Genomic DNA, 20679 nt, shown 5'->3' with positions numbered 1-20679 from the left:
GCCACACGCCGTTGTGAAACACCGGCGTGAAAATCCCCGGAATCGCAATCGAGGCGCGCACCGCGTCCACCACGCTGCCGTCCTGCAACCAGCTCTCGCGGCCCGAATCGAGTTCGGTGGCCACCGCCGCAAACGGCATGTTCAATTGCGCGATCGAGCGGCCGGCGAATTTGTCCGCGAATATCTGGATCACCTTGCGCCCGCCCAGCAGGCCGCCCGAAAAACGCAGATCGAGCAGCCTCACCACAGTTTGCCAGGTGAGCTTCGAAACCCATTCTTCGAGCCAGTCGAGATCGCCGTTGGCATACACGGCACCCACCAGCGCACCGATCGACGTGCCGCACACCACATCCGGCTTGATGCCCGCGTCGTGCAACGCGCGGATCGCACCGATATGCGCCCAGCCACGTGCTGCACCGCCCCCCAACACCAGCCCGATCCGGCTGTATCGACGTCGATTTATCATGTGTTCCCCGCCTTTTATCGGCTAGCGCCCGCGTATCACGTCCGAGCGCGATGTCGTGTACACCTTCTGATATTGGTCGAAGTGCACGTTGAAAATGCCTTCTTCGGTCACGCCGCCCTCGCGCCACTTCCAGCTCCACACGGTTTCCGGTTTGAGCGGAAACACGGCGGTCTGGCCTGGCTTGCCGAGCAGGCGGCGCACTTCGTCTTCAGTCATGCCGATGCGAACCTTCCCGAAGTTGTCGGCGGTCAGCACCTGCGTGATGGATTGCAATTTGCCGTCACGGTCGATGTCGACCATGTATGTGTTGAGCCCCTGCGGGCCACGCGGATATTCGAAACGCTTGGAACCGTCGGTAAACGTGCGCTCGGTTTCCGGCTTGCCCATCTGATCGCGGATCTGCGCTTCGGTCGTAATGCCCGGCGTCATATTCTTGAGTAGCAACGCGTCCGGCTTGACGGCGTTGAAGAATTCCTTGAGTTTTTGCACGGCGCGGTCGCTCTGTTGGTCGTCGCAACCGGTCAGTGCAACGCACGCGGCCAGCATGGCGATAGTAAGCAGTTTGAGGCTCACAGCGAGTTTCCTGTACGGACACGAAGCGGCAATTCGCCCGCATCCTTTTGTGTAGGGCGTACTACAGGATAACCGCGTGCGGAAAAAACCGCGAGCGAAGGCAACAAGGCGGCTGTGGGCCGTCGTCATGCAGCGTGGTTTGCGGTGGAATGCGATTGCGCGACGAGGTTGCGAAAAAAACCGGGGAAAGCCACAGGAAAAACCACCAGCGAAGACGTCGCACATCGCGCCGCAACAGGCGCGGCAAGAGGGCGGAAAATCCGCAGTGAACCCGAGAAAGCCGTCGCCACAAGCAAAAAGGCGACGCTGTGCAAAGCGTCGCCAAGTCGGTCGATGGTCAAACCGGAAAACAGACAGCGGCTGAACAGCCGCTTGAAACGCAGCATCACGGACGACGCGCAGCGGTCCGGTCCCGGGCGAAGCGGTGAGAGACCTTGACCTCTGACCTTGCGCCGTCGCCGGAATGGCGGACCGCTGCTTGTTTGGCCGCCCTGGTCCCTCGATAAGCCTTCCAAGTGCAGCTAATCTAAACGGATTGGCCGATTTAAACGAGAGCGCGTTTACACCGAATCGGCAGAGGATTTGCAGTGTGCTGCGCAGGCGCTGCACCCGGTTTGCGTGGCGGTCGCGCAGTTCTCCCTACGCGCGGACAAACGCGGCAAAACCCGCACGCCCTGCCCCCTGCAGCACCGAGTCGTTCTGCGGCGTATGAATCCGCGCGCACAGCACATCGCGATAGTGGCGCTCGAGCGCATTGTCACGACTCAGACCGGGATTGCCGCTCGCCTCGACGGCCAGTTGCACCGCCTCGATGGCCTGATTCGCCACCATGTATTTGACGAGCGGCGCTTCGTTGAGTGTCACGCGTTCAGCATGCACGCTTGCGTCGAGCAGCACGCGATTGCTGAACAGCAGCGCGTCGATGCGGCCGAGCGTCTGCTGAAACGCGGGCAGGCTCGCGAGCGGCGCGCCGAGATTGCCAGGTGTGCGTTCAGCGGCCCATTGCGCGAACCAGTCGCGCGCCGCCCGTGCGACGCCGTCGTACACCGCCGACAACAGCACGCTCATCCAGGCGAAGCCGAGTGCATCGAGTCCCGCACCCGGCTCGCCGGGCGGATGGACGTCAACCGCATGAGCGGCCGGTACGAACACGTTGTCGAACACGAGCTCGTGACTGCCCGTGGCGCGCATGCCAAGATGATTCCACTCGCTGCCGACTCGCACGCCCGGGGTGTCCCGATGTACCAGCCACACGCCGACGCGCGGCGGCGTCTCGTCGCTGCGCGCCCATACCGCAAGCCAGGTGAGGCCGGGGCTGCCGGTCGAGTACAGCTTGCTGCCGTCGATGATCCAGCCATCGGCACTGCGCCTCGCAAGCGTCGACGGCAAGCCGCCGCGTGCCGGCGTGCCCAGCTCGGGTTCGACGCGCAGCGAGTTGATCAATGCGCCATCGCGTACCGCTTCACGCGCCACACGTTCACGCAGTTCGACAGGCCAATGCGGGTTGCCCTGCAAGCGATGATGAAACAGGTATTGCATCACCAGCACCAGTGCCGTGGACGGCTCGCCGCGCGCCACTGCGCGCACCACCTTCAAGGCCTGCGGCAAGCTCGCACCCGCGCCGCCAAGCAATGCGGGCACCGTCAGCGAGAGCAGATCGAATTCGTGCAGGCGCGCCAGGTTGGCGTGAGGAAATTCGGCCGTGCGGTCGTAGTGAGCCGCACCGGCAGCGAACTCGCTCGTGAGCCGCCCGAGCAGTGCGTCGAACGCAGCGCTATCGAGCGGTGGATGACGGCGTGTCACCGCGCTATCGGCAATCGGGGCATTCATGCGAGGACTCCGGCAGGCCGCATCAAGGCAGCGGGAAGCTGCGATCGAAGCTCGTCCGCACGTCGAGATGCGCACGGATCACGTTGGCGGCTTCGTAGGTATCGGCAGTGCGCTGCTGCGCGCTGACGACGCTGTCGTCGATCGCAACCGGATGCACCTGGCCGCGCTGATAGACGGTTTTCAGCACATCGGTCGGCAGACCGGTGACTTTTGATTGCATCGCCGCCACTTCATCGGGATGCGAAAGCGCCCAACGCTGGCCGATCGCCACGCGTCGCAGGAAGTCGGCGAGTTGCGCGCGCTTGTCCGCGATCGCACGTTCGGTCGCAACCTGATAGCTAAGCCCTTCGGACAGGCCCACGCCGTTGGCGATGATGCGATCGTGATCGCGCGCTTCGCCGAGTGCCGTGTACGGGTCCCACACCGACCATGCGTCGACACTGCCCGACGCCAGCGCCGCCTTCGCATCGGCGGGTGCGAGGAACACGAACGTGACGTCGCTGACCGGCACATTGGCCTTCTTCAATGCGGCGAGTGCGAGATAGTGGCCGATCGAGCCACGCGTCGTGGCGATACGTTTACCCTTCAGGCTCGCTGCATCGTTCAACGGCGATTGCGCGCCGACGACGATCGCCAGATCCAGCGGATTCGACCGAGTCGCTGCGACCGCACGTACCCGCGCGCCGGCTGCGAGCGCGAACACGAGCGGCGCATCGCCCAGTCCGCCGACATCCACCGCGCCGGCGTTCAGCGCTTCGCCAAGCGGTTGCGCGGCAGGAAAGTTGAACCACTCGATCTTGTACGGCAGGTCTTTGAGTTGTCCGGATGCTTCGAGAATGCCGCGTGTTTGCAAGGACTGGTCGCCGACTTTGAGCACGGGTAGATCCGCTGCATAAGACTGCGTTGCGCAAAGCGTCGCGCACAGTGCGAGCACCGCCGCGCCGAGTGGTTTGAGCAACGCGCGTTGCAAGACGGATGAAGCGGAGAACGAAGAACTAGAAGTCGTCATGGCGGCGATTACGTCGAGGCATTCAGATAATGTGCTATCGACGATAAGGCACGCATCTGTATAAGACAAACGCATTATTCTGCTAAGCAAATATGCGAATTTTCTTGCCCGGTGAGGCGTGCGCGCACATCGATACGGGTATCATCGAACGCACGAATCTTGCGCCTCGCTGCGCACTCATCAAGTCACCGCTCATCATGAAGATCGACGAAATCGACGCCTACGTCACCGTCATTCGCTGTCAGTCATTGCAACAGGCGGCGCTCTCACTCGGCCTCACGCAGCCGGCGATCACGCGCCGTCTGCAGAATTTCGAAGAGGCGCTCGGCGTCGAATTGCTCGACCGCAATACACGTCCGCTCAAGGCGACGGCAACGGGCCGCATCGTCTACGAACAATGCCGCGTGATCCAGCGTGAACTCGACGTGCTGCGCGAGATCGTCGCCACCGACACGCCGCCCGTGGGCACGCTGCGCCTCGGCGTCGCGCAGACCATTGCCGATATCGCGCTGACCGATGCGATGCGCGGCCTCAAGTCGGCTTATCCGGATCTGCAGGCGCGTGCGTCGACCGGTTGGGGCAGCCAGCTTCTGCAACGCGTCGAACAGGGCGAACTCGACGCCGCCGCAATCCTGCTGCCGAGCAACAAGACCTTCGACGAGATCTTGTTGGCGCGCTCGCTTGGCCGCATCAAACTGGCCGTGGTCGCGCAGAAAGGCATGTTGAAAAAACGCACGCACGCGCTGGCGGAATGCCAGTCGATCGGGTGGGTGTTGAATCCGGATGGATGCGGCTTTCGCGATGGCCTGCAACGCACGCTGACAGGTCTCGGACTCGCGCTCAAGCTCAATCTGGAAACGCTCGGCACCGAACTGCAATTGCAACTGGTCGCCGACGGCAACGGTCTCGGCCTCGTGCCCTTACCGCTGCTGCACGCCAGCGCTCACGCGGACGCACTCGATATCGTGTCGATCAGCGACTTCAAGCCACTCATCGACATCTGGCTCGTGCATCCGCGCGTGCTGGGTAAATTGCAACAGCCGGTCGAGCGCTTCGGCGCGGCGATCGAGCGGCAATTCAAGGAAGCGCGAGCGCAGCGCGCGGCTTGAGCCACGCGCCGCTTGCCCATCAGATCACGCGAAAACCGTGTGTACCATCGCGCCCAAGCTGAGCAACGAGGCCGTACTCCCACTCCAGATAGGCGTTCATCGCTTCGCGCGCGTTGTCGGTTCCCTCATACGGACGACGATACCGATCGATGCGCGGAGACGCCAGCCGCGTCTCACCGCTCTCCACGGCAAAGCCCGCTTCGATCCACGCGTTCGTGCCGCCGGCCAGCACCTGCACCGGCTTGCCCGTCAGTGCCGCCAACTCAGGCGCGGCAAAGCGCGCAAGCAGACTGCTGCCGCAGGTCACCACATAACGCTGCGCATCCGGCAGCTTGCGCAACGCTTCGTCGAGTTGCCCACGAATCGCGAACCATGCGCCCGGAATATGGCGCTTCACATAGTTCGCGCTGGTCGTGAAATCCAGCACGACGGTGCCCGGTGATTGCAGCAGCGTCACCAGTCCGGCCGGTGTGATCTCATCGGCAGCAGGCGGCGTGGGCGCAAAGCGCGCGGCGGGCGCGGCGCCCTTTTCGCTGAAGTCCGCGTTGCCCAGGCCGTCCACCACATACACCTCGACGTTCATCTGCGCGAGCCACGACGCGGTCATGTTCGCGCGCACGCCGTCGTTATCGGCGAGGATCACGCGCGCGCCGCGCACCGGCGCAAACATGTCGGTCTCCTGCACAAGTTGACCACCCGGCGCATTGCGAAAACCGGGTACGTGGCCCGCTTCGTATTCTTCCGGCGAACGCACGTCGAAACGATAGACGGTGCGTACCGCCTCGTCGGCCCAGCGACGCGCTTCGTCACGCGACGTGCGGCCTACTTTGGCGCGATCCGCCACCCCGCGCGCGGAATCGGCGGCGGCGAGGCGAAGTGTGTCGTCGGCAATCGGCTCGAAGCGGCGTGAGCTGCCGTGCGCGAGCGCCTGACCCGCAAGCGTCCAGCCGATGGTGCCATTGCGGAGCGCCGCGACCGGATTCGGCACGCCCGCATTGATCAGCGACTGCGCGCCGATAATGCTGCGCGTGCGCCCCGCACAATTGACGATGATCCGCGTGGCGGGATTCGGCGCGAGCTGCCGAGCGCGCAACACCAGTTCCGCGCCTGGCACGCTGATGCTGCCTGGAATATTCATGGTCTGGTATTCGTCGAAGCGGCGTGCGTCGAGCACCACCACATCGGCTTCATGATCGAGCAGTGCCAGCACTTGCGGCGCGCCGAGGGACGGCGTATGGCGCTCGCTTTCAACCAGTTCGCCGAATGCCTTGCTCGGCACGTTGACGTCCTGGAACAGCTCACCGCCCGCCTCGCGCCAGCCTTGCAGACCGCCATCGAGCAGCGCGACATTGGTATAGCCCAGCTCGCTCAACCGGCGTGCGGCGCGTTCGGCAAGCCCTTCGCCGTCGTCGAACAGGACGACCGGCACGTCGCGGCGCGGCAAGCGGACCGGCGCTTCCAGTTCGAGCCGCGAGAGCGGCAGATTGGCAGCGAACAGCGGATGACTGCGCGCGTGCGGATCCTCCTCACGCACGTCGACGAGCGCGATTTCCTCGCGCTCGAGCAGTGCGCGGCGCACGTCTTTGAATGATCGGGTACGGAATTCTGTAGCGAAACTCATGAGATCAGGGACTCCTTCGAAACATTCCAGATATTCGGCAACACATCGTTCGAGTAGCCGGAGATAAAGGTTTTTCGGCCTCCGCCGGCCGGATAGACGGAACGCGTCACCGCGCCAATATTTCCACCGTACACGTGAATGCTGATCGACGTACGATCGTGAAAAGCATTACTCACACGATGGATATCGCCGATGCGCGGCGAGACAGCATCCACCGCGCCGGCATCGAGGCGCTTTGCCGCCCCCTCTTCTTCCAGCGCGCCATTTGGCGTGATGCGATACCCCTGAGCAATTTCCGCACCACGCAACACACCGATCAAACCCCATACCGTGTGGTCATGAACCGGCGTCGACTGGCCCGGTCCCCATACAAAACTTACGATTGAAAAACGCTGCTGCGAATCCGCGTGCAACAGGAATTGTTGATAGCGCTCGGGATCGGGCTGCGCGAAGGCGTCGGGCAACCAGTCGTCGTGGGCGATCAGCTCGTGCAGCGCGGCGCCGCCGGCTTCGAGCAGATGCGCTTCGGGCGCGCGCTCGTCGACGAGTGACGCAATCCGGCCGACGAACGCGCGCAGCCGGTCCGGTCTCAAAGCTTGAGTCATCGAATGTTCAGAATGTGGGTTGACTTGAATCGGTCACGCACCGCGGGCGAGCGCGGCGTTGAAGGTATCGGTCCATAACGGTGCGACGTCGACATGCCGGTCGATGACCGCGGCGCGCGCGAACGTATCGGCAACCTGCTGCTCGCTGGCGATATCCGCCGCCGTGACGCCGGTGACGCGGCGCGCCTGGCTCTGGTTGCGATACAACGAACGGATCGCCTCCTCGGGCACCCGCAACTCCGCTGACAATACCTTCGCGTAGGCGTCCTGATGCTGTCCGAACCACGTGCAGGCGCGTTGCAGCCGCACCAGCAGATCCGCGGACGCGGCCCGCCGTTGCGGATCGGCGAGTACCGACGGATGACCGTAGTACAGGTAATTGCCGGACAAATAGCCGTTGGCGTTTTTCAGCACGCGCGCGCCAGCTTGAGAGATCGCAAGCGGCACGTTGTAGCCGTAGATCGCCCAGGCATCGAGCGAACCGGCGTTGAAAGCGGCGAAACCGTCGCGCGGCGCGAGCGAGGTGGCCTGAATATCGCTGAACGATAGCCCCGCCTCTTCGAGCATGCGCAGCAGGTAGTAGTGCGTCGTGGTGGCGCGCAGATAGCCGACGCGTTTGCCCTTCAGATCGGCGATCGAGCGGATCGTCGAGCCCTTCGGGACCAGCACCACCTGATTGTTGACGTCGTCCTTGTAGACGGCGATCACGCGCACCTGAGCGTTCTGCAGCCGCGCGAAGATCGGTGGGATTTCGCTGCCGGAGGCGATATCGAGCGAGCCGCCGTTCATCGCCTCGACCATCGCGTTGCCGGACTGGAATTCGGACCAGTCGATGGTGTAGGGCGTGTCCGCGAGGCCTGCGGTTTTCAGCAACGTAGCGTCGCCGCCTTTGTAGGTTGCGACGCGCAAACGGACTTTGCTGAGATCGACAGGCGGATCGGTTTTCTCGCTTGCTGCCGGCGTGGCTGCTGCGGCGGCTGTCGAAATCAAACCTGTGCCTGCCGCGCCGAGAAATGAGGCTGAAAGCGCGGCCGGCAGCGCGGACACGAGCCAGCGGCGCCGGAGCGAAACCGGCGAATCGAAACGTTGGGTCATCTTATGGGGTGCTCAGGTAAGGACGTCAGGCTCGGCTTCGACCAGCCCTTCCAGCAGGCTCTGGAACGCAAACAGCGCACCGCCAGGGCGGCCGACCTGCTCGTGCGTGAGCGTGGCGACGTCGTGCGGGATGGCTTGTGGTGTGCCTGCGGCTTCGGCAAGCAATTGCGCATGGCAGGCGTTATCGAGCGCGATATACCACCAGGCCGCCGCCTCGACGCTCGGACCCGCCGTCAGGATGCCGTGATTCTTCAGGATCACCGCCTTGCGTTCGCCTAGCGCCGCCGCGATGCGCGCACCTTCATCGGTATCGAGCACCACGCCGCGGAAATCGTCGAACAAGGCATGATCCTGATAGAACGCGCACGAGTCCTGCGTCAACGGATCGAGCGTGCGGCCGAGCGTCGACCATGCCTTGCCGTAGAGCGAATGCGTGTGCGCGGCGGCGATTACATCGGGGCGCGCCTCGTGAATCGCCGCGTGAATCGCGAAGGCCGCCTGATTCACCGGGCCCTCGCCGACCACGATCTCCCCTTCTGTATTCACCAGCAGCAGATCGGACACACGAATGCGGCTGAAGTGCTTGCCAAACGGATTGACCCAGAAGTGATCGGGCCACTCCGGATCGCGCGCGGTGATATGGCCGGCGAGACCCTGATCGAAACCATAGCGGGCGAACAGGCGAAACGCCACGGCGAGCCGTTCCTGCCGATAGCGACGTTCGGCCGCGATGCTGGCGCGCGGCGGGACGTCGTCGAACCAGAATTTGCGCAGCGGCGCGTGACGCTGGAGCGGAGGCGTATCTGCGGTGTTTTGCAGCGTGGGGGCACTTTGTCGAGCTGGAGCGTCTTGCAGCGCGTGCTTGCTTAGCGGCTCTGGGGTGCCTTGCAACGCGCTGGTGCTTAGCGGCACCGGGGTGTCTTGCAGCGTGTTAGTGCTTTGCGGCTCTGGGGTGCCTTGCAACGCGTTAGTACTGTGCGGCTCCGAGGTGTTTTGCAACGCGGCGGACAGATCGGTCATCGTGGCTCCGTTCAGGCGGCTACGCGTTCGACGCGCGCGATCCGTTCGCGAGTGGCCGGAATCAGCTCGCGGCCATAGTCGACGGCGTCTTCGAGCGGATCGAAGCCGCGCACGAGGAAGGTCGACACGCCGAGCGCGTAATACTCCGCCAGCGTTTCGGCGACCTGCTCCGGCGTGCCGACCAGCGCGGTCGAATTCGAGCGTCCGCCGATTTCCTTGGCGACGCCGGTCCACAGACGTTCATCGACGCGATCCGACTGACCCGATGCCGCGAGCAGCCGCCGCGCGCCTTCACTTTGCGCCGGGCCGCCGACGCCGAGTCCTTGCGCCGCGCGCAGCCGCCGGGTTTCCTCGAGGATGTGCTCCGCGCGTTCCCACGCGGCTGCTTCGGTAGCCGCGAGGATGGGCCGGAACGATACGGAAAAGCGCACGTTACGGCCGTGTTTAGCGGCTTCGGCACGCACGCGGGTGACCTGTTCGCGCACTTGCGCCTTCGATTCGCCCCAAAGCGCGTAGACATCTGCATGACGTCCGGCGATTTCGAGCGCGGGCGCGGATGCGCCGCCGAAGTACACGGGGATATGGGGTTGCTGCACCGGCTTCACTTCGGAGAAGCCTTGTTCGAAGCGGTAGTACTGACCGCTGTGATCGAAGGGTTTCGCTTCGGTCCAGATGCGGCGCAGGATGTGCAGGTATTCGTCGGTGCGGGCATAGCGTTCGTCATGCGACAGGTAGTCCCCATCGCGGCGTTGTTCGGCGTCGTCGCCACCGGAGATGATGTGGACGGCGAGACGGCCGCCGGAATAGTGATCGAGGGTTGCCAGTTGGCGCGCGGCGAGCGTGGGCGAGACGAAGCCCGGGCGATGGGCGAGCATGAAATGCACTTTGCTCGTGACGCTGGCCGCGTGGGCGACGGTGAGGAGCGCGTCGGGACTCGTCGAATGATGCGGCACGAGGATGCGGTCGAAGCCCGCGGCTTCGTGAGCGCGGGCGAATTGCTCCACGTAGTCGATGTCGATGATTGGCCCTTGCGGGGCGTGGGTCTCGGACACCTTGCGGGTCTGGATCATGCCGATGAATTCGATGGACACGGTGGTGTCTCCCAAGGTGGTTTTTTGCCCGGCGGGGCGGTGGCTTTCTTGATTGGATGCGGTGCTCTGTTCGAGGGGATTAAGGTAGCAGCGCTACATGCGGATGTTAAATATTGATCGGACATATCTATATCGGGATTGCATGTAAAGATGGGGGGTTTGGCTACGCCGGGATTTTTTTTGTGTGTGCTTAGTGCTTTGGGATTTTCTTGATCTTGTTTGCCTGCTCGGCGCTTTTGTCAGTGTTCTTAGGGCTTTGGCCTTTCCTTGTTTTGTTAGTGGTCTATTAGCGTTGCCCCTGTGCGGGGCGGCACCTACTTCTCTTTGCCGGCTGCAAAGAGAAGTAGGCAAGAGAAAGCAGCTCAAACCGCTACTACTAAGTGGGTACCGTGGTCTGCTACGGGTAGTGGTGCATCTGGAATCCGTGTTCTCGCACATTCCGCGTTAGTGACAAGGGATTCATCAGCTCCCACTCCGCACTACGTGCGTCGCAGACGGGTGTGCATGGGAAACCAGGGGCTTCGGCTGAGCTCTGTGAGGGCCGTCGGCTTCGCCTCGGCGACGCGCCTCTGCATTCACCCGGGAACCCCTACCTCAAATGATTTGTCGGTGCCCCGCAATCACCGTCACCGTCACGGTCACGGTCACCGTCACGGTCACGGTCACGGTCACGGCTGCGGCTGCGGTGGCGGTGGCGGTGGCGGTGGCGATGCAATGACGAGCCACGGTCCGGTGGCGAGACGTGGGCGTCAAAACGCAGGGATCGGTTTTTGAACTGCTCTTCGGCGCGCGCAGCGCCGCCGGAAGTATGACGCCCTTGTCACTGGCGTATGCAGGGGCACGAATCCAGATTCCAGATGCACCACTACCCGTGGCAGACCACGGGCCCCACTTAGCAGTAGCGGTTTGAGCTGCTTTCTCTTGCCTACTTCTCTTTGCAGCCGGCAAAGAGAAGTAGGTGCCGCCCCGCACAGGGGCAACGCTAATAGACCACTAACAAAACAAGGAAAGGCCAACGCCCTAAGAACACAGACAAAAAGCGCCGCCGGAGGCAACAAACCGATAACCCCCTTCCACGAACGTGGACATCCCAGGACGATCAGCAGAAAACCAAAACCTTTGCCACAATGCCCCATCGCGCGAAAGCGCCCGAAACATCACATGAACAGAAAATGATCCCCTTCTCGGTCCTCGACCTATCGCCGGTCATCGCAGGTGCCACCCCCGCGGACGCGTTCAAAAACACATTGGATCTCGCCCAGCACGCGGAAAACTGGAACTACCGCCGCTTCTGGCTCGCAGAACACCACAACATGACCGGTATCGCCAGCGCAGCCACCGCTGTCGTGATCGGCCACGTCGCCGGTGGGACGAAGAAAATCCGCGTCGGCTCCGGCGGCGTCATGCTGCCCAACCACGCTCCGCTCGTCATCGCGGAACAGTTCGGTACCCTCGCGTCGCTCTATCCGGATCGCATCGACCTGGGCCTCGGCCGCGCACCCGGTACCGATCAAAGCACCGCCCGCGCGCTGCGCCGCGATCTGCAAAATAGCGCAGAGTCGTTTCCCGACGACGTCGTCGAGTTGCAACGCTATTTCGCCGACCCCGTGCCGGGTCAGCGTATTCGCGCAGTCCCCGGCGCAGGCCTTCATGTGCCGCTCTGGCTGCTCGGCTCGTCGCTGTACAGCGCGCAACTGGCTGCGGCACTCGGTCTGCCGTTCGCGTTCGCGTCGCACTTCGCACCCGATCACATGTTCACCGCGCTGAAGGTCTATCGCGAGCAATTCCGTCCGTCGGCGACGCTCGATAAACCGTACGCCATGGTCGGCGTCAATCTGTTCGCCGCCGATAGCAACGAGGAAGCGCGACGTCTGTTCTCCTCGCTGCAGCAGCAGTTCGTCAACCTGCGGCGCGGCACGCCCGGTCAGTTGCAGCCGCCGGTCGAACGGATCGAAGCGTCCGAGATGGAGTTGAACGGCGTCGCGCATTCGCTCGCCTGCTCCGTGATCGGCGATCGCGATACGGTCCGCGAAGGACTGCGGTCGGTCATCGATCAGACCGGTGCGGATGAATTGATGCTGACCGCGCAAATCTACGATCACAAAGCACGGCTGCGCTCGTTTGAGATCGGCGCGCAAGTGCGTGAAGAGTTAGGCGCCGGCAAGTAACAACGCAGGCAGTAATAAAAAAGGGCGGCGTGTATCAGCACAGGCCGCCCTTCTTTTTTCGTCGATTGGCTGGCTGCCCTGAGTACACGAACATCAGGTTGCCCAGCCGCAATGCTCACCGATTTGCCGGCACCGCCGCCAGGCCATCGAGCAGCGCCTTATGAAACGCCTGCGGGTCCTGCATCTGCGGCGCGTGCCCCAAGTCGGCGAATTCGACGAGCGTAGCGTGCGGAATCGCCTTCGCAGCGGCCTTGCCCAGTTCGGGGTAGTGGCCGATCTTCGCGCGCACCTCAGGCGGCGCCGCATCCTTGCCAATCGCGGTCGTGTCCTTCTGACCAATCAGCAGCAGCGTCGGCATGCTCAGATGGCCCAGTTCGTACACCACCGGTTGCGTGTAAATCATGTCGTACAGCAACGCGGAATTCCACGCCACGATCTGTTTGCCGGGGCCCCGGTACATCCCCGCCAGCATCTGTACCCACGGCTCATAGTCGGCGCGCCACTGGCCGGCGTAATAGGTCGTCTGCTCGTAACGGCGAATGCCGTCCGCAGTCGTCTTCAGTTCGCGCTCGTATCATTGGTCGACCGATAGCGAAGGCACGCCCTTCGCCTTCCAGTCCTCTAGCCCGATCGGATTGACCAACACCAGTTGCTGCGTTTCATGTGGATACATCAGCGCATAGCGGATCGCGAGCATGCCGCCGGTCGAATGGCCGATCACGGTCGCGTCAGTCACGCCAAGCGATTCGAGCAGCGCATGCGTATTGCGCGCCAGTTGCTGAAAACTGTACTGGTAGTGCTCGGGCTTGCTCGATTTACAAAAACCGATCTGATCCGGCGCGATCACCCGGTAGCCGGCGTCGCTCAGACGATGAATGGTCGCGTCCCACGTCGCCGCACAAAAGTTCTTGCCGTGCAGCAATACGGCCGTGCGGCCGTTCGCATGGTCCGGCGTGATATCCATGTACGCCATGTGCAGCGCCACGCCTTGCGAGGTGAAGTCGTATTGCTCGACCGGTGCCGGATAGTTGAAGCCCTGCAACTCGGGGCCGTACGCCGGACCGCTGTTATCGACAGCCGCAGCCGGAGTGGCGCTGGTAGCCGCGGAACCGGGCTGGGTGAGAGAGCCACCCGAACCACCCGAACGCCCCGAACTGGCCGCACTCCCCGCAACGGCCCCACTGGCCGGCGTGGCAGCGAAAGCTCCAGGCGCAGCGACTAGCGCGCAGGCGCTCAAGATGGCGAACAAAGACTCGCGGCGAAAATTCATCGATCGTTTTCTTGCAAAGGGAAATCGGCGTGAAGCATGTAGGCTGCGGGCGCTGGAAAGCAACGCCCGCACCCCGTTCGGAGCGGACGATTCTACGACGCGCCGCGGGACTCTGCTGCCGCGCGCGCAGGCTCAGGGCGGCGCCGGCCGGTGTGGCACGCATATTGCCGCGGCTCGCCTTGCGCCCTATGTGTCCTCGCGCACGGATGCGTCCTGCGCAAGGGTTGATCGTTCGCAAGGCGGCCGCGCGACTTGCATCCGCACAATTCAGACTATTCGCCCGCGGCAAATCAGTGCTAGAACTAGCAGACGGGCCCGCGAAGACGAAAGCCGCCTGGCAGCACGAATCAATAACGCAGAGCGAGAGAACAAGACCACCCGGGGCATACTAATCAGCAACTATCTTGCATGGGACCGGAGTAAGCGTGAAAGCGCTAACTCCTGTCGACAAAGGAGACAGACATGGAAACTCCGGCACGGCTGAACGATCTGCAACGCACCACCCTCGCCATCGTCCTCGCGGGCGGACGGGGCACGCGGCTCGGGCCGCTCACGAACAAGCGCGTCAAACCAGCGGTGCACTTCGGCGGCAAATACCGGATCATCGACTTCGCGCTCTCCAATTGCCTGAACTCCGGCATCCGCCGCATCGCGGTGGTCACGCAATACAAGGCGCACTCGCTACTGCGCCACCTGCAGCGCGGCTGGGGCTTCCTGCGTGGTGAATTCGGCGAATTCATCGACCTCTGGCCAGCCCAGCAGCGGGTGGAAGGCGCCCACTGGTACCGCGGCACCGCGGACGCCGTGTTCCAGAATCTCGACATCATCCGCTCGATCCGGCCGAAATACGTGGTGGTGCTGGCGGGCGACCACATCTACAAGATGGATTACACGCGCATGATCGCGGATCACGCGGAAAGCGGCGCGGATTGCACGGTCGGCTGCATCGAGGTGCCGCGCATGGACGCCGTGGCCTTCGGCGTGATGGCCGTCGACGAAAACCGCCGCGTGACCGGCTTCGTCGAAAAACCCGCCGATCCGCCCGCCATGCCGGGCCGTCCGGATTCGGCGCTCGCCAGCATGGGCATCTACGTGTTCAGCGCCGATTACCTGTATTCGCTGCTCGAAGAGAACATCTCGAGCGTCGACACCGATCACGACTTCGGCAAGGACATCCTGCCGCGCGTCGTCACGCAAGGCACGGCGATCGCGCATCCGTTCAGCATGTCGTGCGTGTCGTCAGACCCGAGCGTGGAGCCGTACTGGCGCGACGTCGGCACGATCGACGCCTACTGGGCAGCCAACCTCGATCTTGCCTCCACCATCCCGACGCTCGACCTGTACGACCGCAACTGGCCGATCTGGACGTATCAGGAACAGTTGCCGCCCGCCAAGTTCGTACGCGACCTGAAAGGCCTGCAAGGCACCGGCAACAATCTGATCGTGTGCGGCGGCTGTGTGATTTCCGGCTCGCAGATTTCGCGCTCGGTGTTGTCGTCGAACGTCAAAGTGAGTTCGTTCTGTAATATCAATGAGGCAGTCTTGTTGCCGCAGGTCACCGTCGGCGCGAGCTGCCGGCTGCAGAAAGTCGTGATTGACCGCGGCTGCACCATTCCGGACGGCACGGTGATCGGCGAAGATCCCGTGGCCGACGCCGAACGCTTCTATCGCACTGACGACGGTGTCGTGCTGGTCACACCCGAGGCGCTGCAGCAGAAGGGGACGTGATCCGCGCCGGAGCGGCAAAGCGAACGGGCTGGCGGAGCCTGCCGCCCGTCCTGCCGCTCAATTGGACCTGCCGCAAACCCGCACTAACAGGAACGAGACCGAGCCTATGACGATTCGCGCCCTGCACGTCGCAAGCGAGCTGTATCCCCTCCTCAAAACGGGCGGTCTCGCCGACGTCGCGGGCGCGTTGCCGCCCGCGCTGATCGAGCGCGGCGCTGACGTGCGGGTGCTGCTGCCCGGCTTTCCGGCGGTGGTCGCCGGCTTGGCCGACCTGCGTCCGGTGGCGCAGCTAGGCCGCCGTTTCGACTCGCCGGGAGTCACGCTCGAACAGGGCACGCTGCCGTCGAACGGCCTGATCGTCTACGTCATCCGCGCCGGCTCGCTGTACGACCGGCCCGGCAACCCCTATCTGAACGACGAACACGTACCGTACGGCGACAATGCGCAACGCTTCGCCCTGCTGGGTTGGGTCGCGGCCCAACTGGCTCAGCACCTCGACCCGGCGTGGGCGCCGCAGATCGTCCACGCGCACGACTGGCATGCCGGACTCGCGCCCGCCTACCTCAAGGCGGCTGAACGGCAGCACGGCCGCTCGTTCGCGCGCAGCGTCTTCACGGTGCACAACCTCGCGTATCAGGGCGTTTTTCCGGCGCATCAGTTCGGCCAGTTGGCGCTGCCGGACGACTTCTTCAACATGCGCGGCGTCGAATTCTATGGGCAGTTGTCGTTTCTCAAGGCAGGTCTCTACTACAGCGACCGCATCACCACAGTCAGCCCGACCTACGCCCGCGAAATCCAGACACTGGCCCAAGGCGGCGGGCTCGACGGGTTGCTGCGTCATCGCTCGCACGATCTGAGCGGCATCCTGAACGGCGTCGACTATTCCGTGTGGAATCCCGCCACCGACGCACTGCTCGAAGATCACTACACAGCCACCCGTCTGGCCGGCAAACTGGCCTGCAAGGAGGCGCTGCAAAAGCGCTTCGGCCTCGCGCAGAAAAGCGACGCTTTGCTATTCGGCGTGGTGAGCCGGCTGACCGAACAGAAAGGCCTTGACCTGCTGCTCGAGGCGGCGCCGGAAATTGTCAAACGCGGCGGCCAACTAGTGGTGTTCGGCACCGGCGACCCGGCGCTCGAAAATGGTTTGAAACGCGTCGCGCATACGCATCCGGAATCGGTGGCAGTCGAACTGGGTTTTGACGAGACACTCGCGCATACGATCGTCGCGGGCAGCGACGTGATCGCGGTGCCGTCGCGCTTCGAGCCCTGCGGACTCACGCAACTGTATGCGCTGGCTTACGGGTCGCTGCCGCTCGTGCATTGCGTCGGCGGCCTCGCGGACACGGTCGTGGACGCGTCGCTCGAAAATCTCGCCGACGACCTCGCTACGGGCTTTGTATTCGAACGATTCGAGCCGAAGGGCCTTGCGGCGGCGATCCGCCGCGCGTTTGCGCTCTATGACCGCCGCACCGAGTGGAAAGCCACGCAACGTCGCGCGATGCATCAGGATTTCGGCTGGGGCGCCTCGGCCGAGCGCTATCTGGCGCTGTATCGGGAACTCGCCTGATCCCTCACCCGTTTGATGGTTCGACGCAACAACACGGGGACGGATCGACTCGCGCGTGACAAACTCATGTATTGTTAGTTGACTATGCAGACCGCGCATTTTTCTTGCACTATCTGAAACAGTCACGCCGCTTCAGGCGCCCGGTCAAAGCCGGTTCGTTACCGCGGCTATCCGTCCGTTCTCATTGATCGCGCAAAACATCTTGCGCGGGCCACACCATGACGAAAAACGTTCTGAGCATCCAGTCACATGTCGTCTTCGGGCACGCCGGCAATAGCGCGGCCGAATTCCCGATGCGGCGGCTCGGCGTCAATGTCTGGCCGCTCAATACTGTGCAGTTTTCGAACCACACGCAATACGGTCATTGGACCGGCGGCGCGATCGAAGCATCGCAGATGGAAGAACTCGTCGAAGGGATCGGCGCGATCGGCATGCTGCCGCGCTGCGACGCCGTGCTGTCCGGCTATCTGGGCACACCCGAGCAGGCGCAGGCGGTGCTGGAGATCGTCAAGGCCGTGAAGGCCGCCAATCCGCGCGCGTGGTACTTCTGCGATCCGGTGATGGGTGCCGCGAGCGGCTGCAAGGTCGAGCCGGGCATCCAGGAATTTCTGGTCCGCACCATGCCGACGGTTGCTGACGCCATGGCGCCGAACCATACCGAGTTGCAACGCCTCGTGGGCCGTGAGATCGAGACGCTCGAAGAAGCGGTGGCCGCGTGCCGCGAGGTCATCGCCCGTGGGCCGAAGCTCATGCTGGTCAAACATCTACTCGATCGCAACAGCCCTGCCGACCGTTTCAACATGCTGGTCGTCACCGAGCGCGAAGCGTGGATGGGGCAACGTCCGCTCTACCCGTTCGCGCGGCAGCCGGTGGGCGTCGGCGATCTGACGAGCGCGGTGTTTGTCGCGCGCACGCTGCTGGGCGATTCGATCCGCGCCGCCTTCGAGCACACGCTGGCCGCGGTGAACGCGGTGGTCAAAGCGACGTGGCAGGCCGGGCGCTATGAACTGGAACTGGTGGCCGCACAGAACGAAATCGCGCAGCCCCGTGAATGGTTCGATGCCTGGGTGGCGGAGGAGACGGCGTAGGCGCGGGGCACCTTGGCGCGGCTCAACACGTAACCGTGCGCCCCGCATCAGTTGTTAGCCGAGCCCACACCCGGCACGCGACCCGCGCTTGTCAGCCGGTCGCCCTATAATGCGTGCCGCGTGGGCGAGGCAATCGCCCGCCCACAGCGCATTTTTTGGGGCGTCCGGGCATCCGGCATCCGGCATTCAGCAGACGAGGCATTGATGGACGGTTATATCCGCAGCGAGCGGGAAGAATTTTTTGAGCAGTTGTGCATCAGTGTCGACGCGGACGAAGCGCACGAGCAGGAAGCGATCGAGTACTTCGAGAACCAGTTCGACCAGGCCGACTTCGATCCCGCACAGTGGCTCGACATCGCGCTTTTCTATTCGCCGGCGGTGGCGCGCGGCATCGTCGAAATGGTGACACCCGACGACAAGGCGCGCAGCAACATCGCCGAAATCATCGCCGACAACCTCGACATTTCGTACGGCGAGGACGAGTGCCAGCAGTTCGCCGAGACTATCGAATTCGCGCTGAACAACGGCGTGCCGGTGGATCTCGACCTGGTGCTCGACGGCTGCCAGCGCGCAATAGACGATCTCGACACCTGGGCCGACGAAGAAACCAAGGCGCCCATCCTGCGTCTGCGTGAAGAGTTGCTGCGCCAGCAAGGCGAGCAGTGAGGGCGTCGTTTTAGCCCGCCGTCAGTTGCTTCTTTTGCTTCTGTCGTTTTTCCGGCGAGCCCGCGCAGGTTTGTTTCCGCGACTGTGCAACGGTAGTAAGGCCGGCGCGCTCGCGCCGGTTTCTCGAGCGCCATCTCCAGGCCGCATCCCCGCCGTTTGTTCGGCCGCATATCGCGCCCTGTTTCTTAAGCATATGCCGCAATCCGCACCCGCGCGCCGCCGCTGACAGGCCGCCAGCCCAAGCGCTGTGCGGGCTATGCCGAAATGCTCATTCAAAGCGCCGCGAACTGCCAAGACGGTCGCAAATTGGCTTTCTATATTCGCGCCAGATTGACGGGCATATGAACGCCACTGCGCGTCCCCAGGAGGACTTCCATGGACGCCCCCAAGGGGATTTCCTATGGGCGTATTCCAGCATTGTTAATGGTGACCGATCATCCGTACCTTTGATGACGCGCCATGCGAAGTCAAACCAATGCTTGCGCGTCGATCCAGTGTTACAGCCTTACCGCTTTCACACCTGAAACTGTCGATGGAGAGAAAGACCATGAGTCTTCGCAACACGCTGAAACCGCTTGCTCTGTTCGTTGGCGCTACCTTCGCGATCGCGCCGCTGGCCAGTTTCGCCGACGACCTGCCGGTGAAGATCGGCTTCGCCGCGCCGCTGACGGGTGCCAACGCCGGCTACGGGAAGGATCTGGAGAACGGTGTCCGGCTTGCCATCGAGGAAGCCAACGCGCAGAAGATCAAGATCGGCGACAAGGTCGCGCAATTCCAGCTCGTCTCCGAGGACGACCAGGCCGACCCGCGCGTCGGCGTGCAGGCCGCGCAGAAGCTGGTCGACGCGGGGGTATCCGTGGTCGTGGGCCACTTCAATTCGGGCACGACGATTCCTGCCTCGCAGGTGTACGAACAGGCCGGTGTTCCGGTGATCGACCCGGCCGCCACCAATCCGATCATTACCGGGCGAGGCTTCGCGAACACCTTCATGGTGATTTCCACCGATGCGCAAAACGCCGGCAACGCGGGCGTCTACGCCGTCGAGGTGACGAAGGCCAAACGCATTGCGATCATTGACGACCGCACCGCGTTCGGCCAAGGCGAGGCCGACGAGTTCGAGAAGGCGGTGAAAGCGCATGGCGGGACCATCGTGACGCGCGAATACACCGACAATCACGCGGTGGACTTCAGCACGCAGATCACCAAGATCAAGGCGACCAATGCGGATCTGATTTTCTTCGGCGGCCTGGATACGCAGGCGGCCGGCTTCGCGAAGCGGATGAAGCAACTGGGGATGAACGCGCAGTTGGTGGGGGGTGGCGGCGTGATGGACCAGGACTTCATCAAGCTCGCCGGCGATCCGTCCGAAGGCGCGATGGCCTGGGAATACGGCAGACCGTTGGCCCAATTGCCGGGCGGCAAGGACTTCTCCGCGAAGTTCAAGAAGCGCTTCGGAGTGGATATCCTGTCGTACGCGCCGTTTGGGTATGACGGGGCATGGGCCGCGATCAAGGCGATGCAGCAGGCAAAATCCACCTCGCCGGCGGTCTACCGGCCGGTGCTCAAGACACTCGATTACGACGGCGTGACCGGGAAGATTTCTTTCGATAGCACCGGGGCGTTGAAAAGCGGCGCTTCCACGCTGTATCAGGTCAAGAGCGGAACCTGGGTGCCTATCGTGACCAAGAGCGGAAGTTAAGCGTCTCTTTTTGCCCATGACGGCGTGGTTGTTCATGCGGCAGCGGCGGTACGTCTTTACCGCCGCTGCCGTGG

17 protein-coding genes and 1 pseudogene are annotated in these 20679 nt (G+C 63.2%); 7 read left to right on the top strand and 11 right to left on the bottom strand.

The window, feature by feature from the left end; translation table 11 throughout:
* From FSO04_RS32565 to FSO04_RS32545, 5 genes are all read right to left on the bottom strand, one after another.
* The coding region (locus tag FSO04_RS32565; protein WP_174825326.1) for a patatin-like phospholipase family protein at window positions 1–466 on the bottom strand (466 nt) is incomplete at its 3' end.
* A gap of 21 nt (window positions 467–487) precedes the next feature.
* The gene (locus FSO04_RS32560; protein ID WP_168435927.1) at window positions 488–1039 is read right to left on the bottom strand and encodes an outer membrane protein assembly factor BamE domain-containing protein; all 552 of its coding nucleotides are present in this window, start codon (window positions 1037–1039) and stop codon (window positions 488–490) included.
* Window positions 1040–1164: 125 nt separating this feature from the next.
* Entirely contained in the window at window positions 1165–1425 is a 261-nt protein-coding gene (locus FSO04_RS32555) for a hypothetical protein (protein ID WP_154565694.1), read from the bottom strand.
* A 253-nt stretch (window positions 1426–1678) separates the two neighbouring features.
* A complete protein-coding gene (locus tag FSO04_RS32550; RefSeq protein ID WP_154565693.1) occupies window positions 1679–2869 on the bottom strand; it encodes an acyl-CoA dehydrogenase family protein in 1191 nt (396 codons plus the stop codon).
* Between the two features lie 22 nt (window positions 2870–2891).
* On the bottom strand, window positions 2892–3878 hold the full coding sequence (locus FSO04_RS32545; protein ID WP_154565692.1) for an ABC transporter substrate-binding protein: 987 nt from the start codon (window positions 3876–3878) through the stop codon (window positions 2892–2894).
* A gap of 197 nt (window positions 3879–4075) precedes the next feature.
* On the opposite strand from FSO04_RS32545, the gene FSO04_RS32540 reads away from it, so the two are divergent.
* A complete protein-coding gene (locus tag FSO04_RS32540; protein ID WP_154565698.1) occupies window positions 4076–4987 on the top strand; it encodes a LysR family transcriptional regulator in 912 nt (303 codons plus the stop codon).
* 19 nt (window positions 4988–5006) lie between these two features.
* Here the strand turns inward: FSO04_RS32540 and FSO04_RS32535 are convergent, their stop codons facing one another.
* Genes FSO04_RS32535 through FSO04_RS32515 form a run of 5 tightly spaced genes read right to left on the bottom strand, consistent with a single transcriptional unit; the run spans window position 5007 to window position 10419 of the window.
* On the bottom strand, window positions 5007–6608 hold the full coding sequence (locus FSO04_RS32535; protein ID WP_154565691.1) for a rhodanese-related sulfurtransferase: 1602 nt from the start codon (window positions 6606–6608) through the stop codon (window positions 5007–5009).
* Window positions 6605–7213 carry a cysteine dioxygenase family protein gene (locus tag FSO04_RS32530; protein ID WP_154565690.1) on the bottom strand — a complete coding sequence of 203 codons (609 nt, stop codon included), beginning with the start codon at window positions 7211–7213 and terminating at the stop codon, window positions 6605–6607. The genes FSO04_RS32535 and FSO04_RS32530 overlap by 4 nt, the downstream gene beginning before the upstream one ends.
* Before the next feature lie 33 nt (window positions 7214–7246).
* The gene (locus tag FSO04_RS32525; protein ID WP_154565689.1) at window positions 7247–8308 is read right to left on the bottom strand and encodes an ABC transporter substrate-binding protein; all 1062 of its coding nucleotides are present in this window, start codon (window positions 8306–8308) and stop codon (window positions 7247–7249) included.
* A gap of 12 nt (window positions 8309–8320) precedes the next feature.
* Window positions 8321–9328, bottom strand: coding sequence for a class II aldolase/adducin family protein (locus FSO04_RS32520; RefSeq protein WP_414693491.1), 1008 nt, complete (start codon window positions 9326–9328; stop codon window positions 8321–8323).
* A gap of 11 nt (window positions 9329–9339) precedes the next feature.
* Entirely contained in the window at window positions 9340–10419 is a 1080-nt protein-coding gene (locus FSO04_RS32515) for an LLM class flavin-dependent oxidoreductase (RefSeq protein WP_168435926.1), read from the bottom strand.
* 1172 nt (window positions 10420–11591) lie between these two features.
* On the opposite strand from FSO04_RS32515, the gene FSO04_RS32510 reads away from it, so the two are divergent.
* Entirely contained in the window at window positions 11592–12587 is a 996-nt protein-coding gene (locus FSO04_RS32510; protein ID WP_154565688.1) for an LLM class flavin-dependent oxidoreductase, read from the top strand.
* A 115-nt stretch (window positions 12588–12702) separates the two neighbouring features.
* Here FSO04_RS32510 and FSO04_RS32505 read toward each other — a convergent pair.
* Window positions 12703–13857 (bottom strand): annotated as a pseudogene (locus FSO04_RS32505) (alpha/beta fold hydrolase).
* 462 nt (window positions 13858–14319) lie between these two features.
* Between FSO04_RS32505 and glgC the strand changes: the two are divergent.
* The 5 genes from glgC to FSO04_RS32480 all read left to right on the top strand — a co-directional run bounded on the left by glgC (window position 14320) and on the right by FSO04_RS32480 (window position 20605).
* The gene (gene glgC / locus FSO04_RS32500; protein ID WP_154565687.1) at window positions 14320–15585 is read left to right on the top strand and encodes a glucose-1-phosphate adenylyltransferase; all 1266 of its coding nucleotides are present in this window, start codon (window positions 14320–14322) and stop codon (window positions 15583–15585) included.
* Between the two features lie 106 nt (window positions 15586–15691).
* Window positions 15692–17152, top strand: a complete 1461-nt coding sequence (gene glgA, locus FSO04_RS32495; protein ID WP_154565686.1) for a glycogen synthase GlgA — start codon at window positions 15692–15694, stop codon at window positions 17150–17152.
* Between the two features lie 218 nt (window positions 17153–17370).
* Window positions 17371–18240, top strand: coding sequence for a pyridoxal kinase PdxY (pdxY, locus tag FSO04_RS32490; RefSeq protein WP_154565685.1), 870 nt, complete (start codon window positions 17371–17373; stop codon window positions 18238–18240).
* A gap of 204 nt (window positions 18241–18444) precedes the next feature.
* Window positions 18445–18906, top strand: coding sequence for a hypothetical protein (locus tag FSO04_RS32485; RefSeq protein ID WP_154565684.1), 462 nt, complete (start codon window positions 18445–18447; stop codon window positions 18904–18906).
* A gap of 547 nt (window positions 18907–19453) precedes the next feature.
* The gene (locus tag FSO04_RS32480) at window positions 19454–20605 is read left to right on the top strand and encodes a branched-chain amino acid ABC transporter substrate-binding protein (protein ID WP_154565683.1); all 1152 of its coding nucleotides are present in this window, start codon (window positions 19454–19456) and stop codon (window positions 20603–20605) included.
* Window positions 20606–20679: the final 74 nt, after the last annotated feature.

The sequence above is a fragment of the Paraburkholderia madseniana genome (assembly GCF_009690905.1).
In the GTDB taxonomy this organism is placed as follows: domain Bacteria; phylum Pseudomonadota; class Gammaproteobacteria; order Burkholderiales; family Burkholderiaceae; genus Paraburkholderia; species Paraburkholderia madseniana.
The sequence above is the reverse complement of the archived record's forward strand: the minus strand, read 5'-3'. Positions and strand labels throughout refer to the sequence as shown.